Here is a 4,573-nt window from a genome sequence, read left to right as displayed (position 1 = left end):
GGATTCGCCTCCGTCGCCAGTAACCCTTTGAGAAATCGGGACAATCTCGCTAGTGAAGCGGGAGATTTGTGTCATGGACATTCGCAGTCTCCCGCTTCAACTCCTTTGATTTAGCGACCTATCCCGACGCCGCCTAGTGATTCAACACAGCCCTTTGAGGGGAAATTGGATTCTGGATCGAAACCGTAGTGCATGTCATGGGACGTTCCATTCGCCAAGCCGCGCAAGAGACGGATCGTGTCATAACACTAAGTGATGGGGTCATTGCGATCGCGATCACGTTGTTAGTGCTCGAGATTACAGTCCCGACCGTTCCCGCAGGCAGTTCAGTTTCGGTACTCCCCAAGCTACTCCTCGAAGAGTGGCACGAATTCTTTGCCTATGTGCTGAGCTTCTTGATAATCGGGTTGTACTGGATACTTCATCGCCGTATATTCATTCATGTCGAACAGCATACTCGCGGGGTAATCTGGCTCAATCTCCTTTTCTTACTTATGGTCGCATTCGTCCCGTTCGCCACGAGTCTGTTCAGCACCTATCCCGGCCAGTTCGGAATTATGTTCTATGCGGGTGTGCTGGCGCTCACTGGGTTCAGTCTTGCACTCCTCTGGAGCTACGCCTCACGCGAAGATCTCATCGAAGAGGGTGTTACGTCACGCACCGCGTTAGTTCAGGCAACTCGATTTTTCGCGTCTCCACTGGTGTTTGTCTTCTCGATTATCGTTGCAATCTTCGATCCGACGTGGGCCATCCTCACTTGGTTACTTCTGATTCCGATAAATGCCATTCTACAGTCGCGAGTCGTCGAGAGTCTAGAGGAATCGTAGTTACAGTACAGTGTTTCGTACTCTCAGTGAGTGTTCGCTAGTCTGTAATAGCCAAGACCGTCACTTGGCGTGCCATGGAGAAAAAGAGCTGAAGCGGTGGTTAGTTCGGCAGGTCCTTCCGTCCCATTCGCACGCATGGCCAGCACGGGAAGTCACCGAGGCCCTCACAGTCGCAGTCTTCAGGTTCGGTCTCGTCGTCCTCGGTGGGGAAGGCGTTGAGCGTTCCCTCTTCGGTTGCATTCTCGACGGCGGCCATGTGCTTGCAGAATGCGCTCCGGTGGACGTGATGCGGGCATGTGCACGCCATCAGTTCGTTGGTCACATCGTCCACCGTCACAACGTATTGGTGGTTAGCAGGGTTGTCGTGGCTCTCGTTGGTAACGTCGACCATTTCGGGGGCTTTGACGCGGAAGCCAAGTTGTTTCCACTGTAGCGGTTATTTTAATATCTAGCCGACCATTTCAGCACCACAATGCCGATTTTCGATCGAACTGAATCAATAGATTACCAAGTGATCGACCGATGGGGTGAGGGTGTAGGATGGCTTGCTCATCCAGACGAAGACTCGCGCCGAGCAAGCCATGCGATTGTCGGTGACAACGGTGGTGTGTGGCTTATCGATCCACTCGACACACCAGGCCTTGATGGCTTGCTTAGCGAGGTAGGACGAAAGGTCGTCGGTGTTGCTGTTCTATCAAAACTGCACGTACGAGATGCAGGGATTCTCGCGGATCGATACGATGTCCCCGTGTTTGTCCCACAGGAGATGGATGGTATCACAGAGCAGGTTGAGGCACCGATTGAGCGATGTTCAGAAACGCTCGGTGATTCTGGATTTCGTATTCATCGGCTTGAATATGACACAATCATGTACCGCGACTCGGATCGAACGCTCTACGTCCCTGATCTACTGGGGACGGTATCCTTCTACACTGTTGGTGACGAGCGGATCGGGTTGTATTTGCTCGGTCGGCTCTCGCCACCTGAAGATCTGAGCGACTTCGTTCCCGACTGTATTCTCGTTGGACACGGAGCTGGGATTCTTACCAATGCACCAGCAGCGCTCGAAAACGCACTGAGAGGAGCACGGAGACGATTTCCCAGAGCACTACTAACGAACGGTCTGAAACAGATACGCGCGACGTATACTGCGATGAAGGAGTAGTAGAGTTAAGCCAGATTCGATAGAAAATCAGTCTTTGAATTCATACTGAATATTGTGATAATAGTATAAATAATTTATTGGTTTTTCTCCGTTTATTACTGGTTAAATGACTGTAGAGTGTATATTGTGACCATTGCTTCGATATAGAGAAGGACCAACTGACAAGCCTTTTTAGATCAGCCAATAGACCATTTCATAATGACAAGCAACCTTACAAAGAGGGAGCGAAATGGGTTACTGATTGGCATTTTTCTGTCGTCATTCATTGCTACATGGGTAACGATGAGTTCAGCGCTTGACGCAATTCTCGCGGGGTTTCTAGGCGTTGGGTGTGTTTATCTTCTGTTCATCCGAGGAACAGATTTTCTCGACGGATGAGGTATCGCAGTGTCGCAGATACGCATGACTTGCTAAGGTATCACCTAGTGAGAAATTATATTATTACGGTATTCCATTTTCTATCCAATGATGAATTTTGAGTACCAATCGCCACGAACTCCACTTGGTTTTCTCGTCGGCTTGTGGTCGGTATGGTCGCTGTATGCAATTTGGACGAGCGGGATTAACTGGCAGAGTGGTGGCGCTATCGCGACTGTTGGTGGATTTACCGCAGTCAGTCTCGGCTGTCTCGTGTGGGCAATTGGGGCAACGACTGGTGATTCCGTGGAGCGACCGACTCCGTATCGGTGGCTTATGCAGCTTTTTGGGGCTCTTGGGATCGTGTTTCTTGGTGCAATCGCTCTTTCAGTGATATTCTGAGTCAGCTGGCGGACTCGAATCGTTACTCATCACTCTAGGAATGGATTTACCGGCAGGAAGCGATACACCATATATGGCTACTACAGAACGCTCTTCAAGAGCTTTGTTCAGGCGCTATCTTCGCTCGAGAGGATGGTGGGTGGTGATCCTCGCAATTCCGGTGCTATTCGTTCTCTGGTTTGTTGTGACGATCTTCACAATGAGTATCGCCAGATTTGTTCCGCTCAATGTCTCAGGGTATTTGACGACATATCTTGCTGGTGGAATCATCCTCGTGAGTTACGCAGTTGCACTTCTCTCCCTGCCTGCTGTGTATTCTGACCGGCAGTATGTCCGGAATCACTCTGCGTGGAAGCCAACCATACTCTATTATCTCATGGTCATTCCGCTGCTCAATGTCCCGATTGCATGCCTCTATTTGTACTTTCGGCATCGGCATCTCGGTATTCCGTGATAGTCTCAGTATACGCTCTGACTGAGAACGAGAGTGAGCGCGACGAGCAGGGACGATTTGCGGAGCAAACGAGTGATGACGATATTCTTCGGGTGATTCATGAGTCCGAGTTTCCGGCGGTGACCGCTCGGTGGGTTGCAGATACGATTGAAATGAAACGGCGGCCAGTTCATCAGCGGCTCGAGGAGTTGCATGAGCGTGGTGAGTTAGAGCGTGGGAAGTTGAGTCCGCGGGTGGTTATCTGGTGGATCTCGAGAGAATAGGTACCTCAAAAGAACGTTGTCTATCCTCTCTGTTTTGGAGATTACATTTGATGAGGGAAAATTGGAATTCGATAATGCACGCCTAATGAGTGTCGACAGTCTAATTTATGCCCGCTCAGATGACTGTAGAATTTTCTAACAGTAGCCAAAGCATTTATCAAACCCATCAAAGGACAGTTGTAGCGCGGTTGGCTCTAAATATTGGAAATATTTAACCTAAAAAGAGTTAAATGAATATCAACCCAATTGAAAATGCTCGCTGAACTCATCAGGGAGCTCCTCTTCAGGATCTTCGTTATTAAATGAAGAAATTCCTAATGAATATTGTATATCTTCTCCAACGAATTCTACAAATGTAGAATTAAGAATAATAGCGTTAAGGCTGTTTGATTGATTTAACTGGCCTCTGATCCGCTGTTCTAATCTTTCTATTTGTGGTAATCGTTCTTCTTTATATCCATCAATCATAAACCGACCCATATCAATAAATTCATATGATGGGATATAAACAAAGAGAGCAGAGGGAGATCTACCAGAAAGATCACCACGTCCTCTACTTATCACACCCTCTAAAACTCGACTATAGTAATCTTCATCTATGTCTGGAAAATTGAAATTTATTACCTGTATCCCTTTTCCATGGATATTTTTGCTTTCGTCGATCATGAACCGAGGTTCCAAATACATCCCTGGGTTCAAATCCTCGGTATCAAATCCTGACAGGAATCTACTTATATGCCTCTCATTTGGATGCTTTGTGAATGTATTTAGATCGTCCTCATCCATCTCTAAAATTTTCTCACCGTGAAAATAATCCTCCAATCTTGCCGTGTATTTGACCCATTAATTACTACTTCTTTTTCTGCCTGCTTGTTCCGTAGCACATCAATCGCAATTTCTGAGACTTCGTCGACTATATCTTCTGTTAGAGGCTCCTCACCTCTAAGGTCCAAATAAAAACTAAGCTCAGGAATTTCACCTCCGTCAGAGCCTGTCTAAGAATTTTGCCTCACCAATCCTCCTGACGTCGGCTGAAGATACTCTTACACGGTTCGACGGATCGATTCGGCCGTCGACAAAAAAAGAGAACCGGGCTCAGTTATCC

General features: G+C 47.8%; 6 protein-coding genes. 3 read left to right on the top strand and 3 right to left on the bottom strand.

All coding sequences use genetic code 11. The features are described 5' to 3' along the window. The first annotated feature begins 197 nt into the window (after positions 1–197). The gene (locus tag ACR3FF_RS25820; protein WP_458190956.1) at positions 198–827 is read left to right on the top strand and encodes a TMEM175 family protein; all 630 of its coding nucleotides are present in this window, start codon (positions 198–200) and stop codon (positions 825–827) included. Positions 828–927: 100 nt separating this feature from the next. On the opposite strand, the gene ACR3FF_RS25815 is transcribed toward ACR3FF_RS25820, so the two are convergent. Then, a complete protein-coding gene (locus tag ACR3FF_RS25815; RefSeq protein WP_458190955.1) occupies positions 928–1,218 on the bottom strand; it encodes an SWIM zinc finger family protein in 291 nt (96 codons plus the stop codon). Positions 1,219–1,299: 81 nt separating this feature from the next. On the opposite strand from ACR3FF_RS25815, the gene ACR3FF_RS25810 reads away from it, so the two are divergent. Both ACR3FF_RS25810 and ACR3FF_RS25805 read left to right on the top strand, forming a co-directional pair. Next, positions 1,300–1,992: a hypothetical protein gene (locus ACR3FF_RS25810; protein WP_458190954.1), complete on the top strand. Its 693-nt coding sequence runs from the start codon at positions 1,300–1,302 to the stop codon at positions 1,990–1,992. Between the two features lie 832 nt (positions 1,993–2,824). Then, a complete protein-coding gene (locus ACR3FF_RS25805) occupies positions 2,825–3,205 on the top strand; it encodes a hypothetical protein (RefSeq protein WP_458190953.1) in 381 nt (126 codons plus the stop codon). A 5-nt stretch (positions 3,206–3,210) separates the two neighbouring features. Here ACR3FF_RS25805 and ACR3FF_RS25800 read toward each other — a convergent pair whose 3' ends face one another. Continuing rightward, the gene (locus ACR3FF_RS25800; RefSeq protein ID WP_458190952.1) at positions 3,211–3,399 is read right to left on the bottom strand and encodes a hypothetical protein; all 189 of its coding nucleotides are present in this window, start codon (positions 3,397–3,399) and stop codon (positions 3,211–3,213) included. A gap of 306 nt (positions 3,400–3,705) precedes the next feature. Beyond that, positions 3,706–4,254, bottom strand: a complete 549-nt coding sequence (locus tag ACR3FF_RS25795) for a hypothetical protein (protein WP_458190951.1) — start codon at positions 4,252–4,254, stop codon at positions 3,706–3,708. Positions 4,255–4,573: the final 319 nt, after the last annotated feature.

It is taken from the genome of Haladaptatus ordinarius (genome assembly GCF_054177595.1).
The sequence above is the reverse complement of the archived record's forward strand: the minus strand, read 5'-3'. Positions and strand labels throughout refer to the sequence as shown.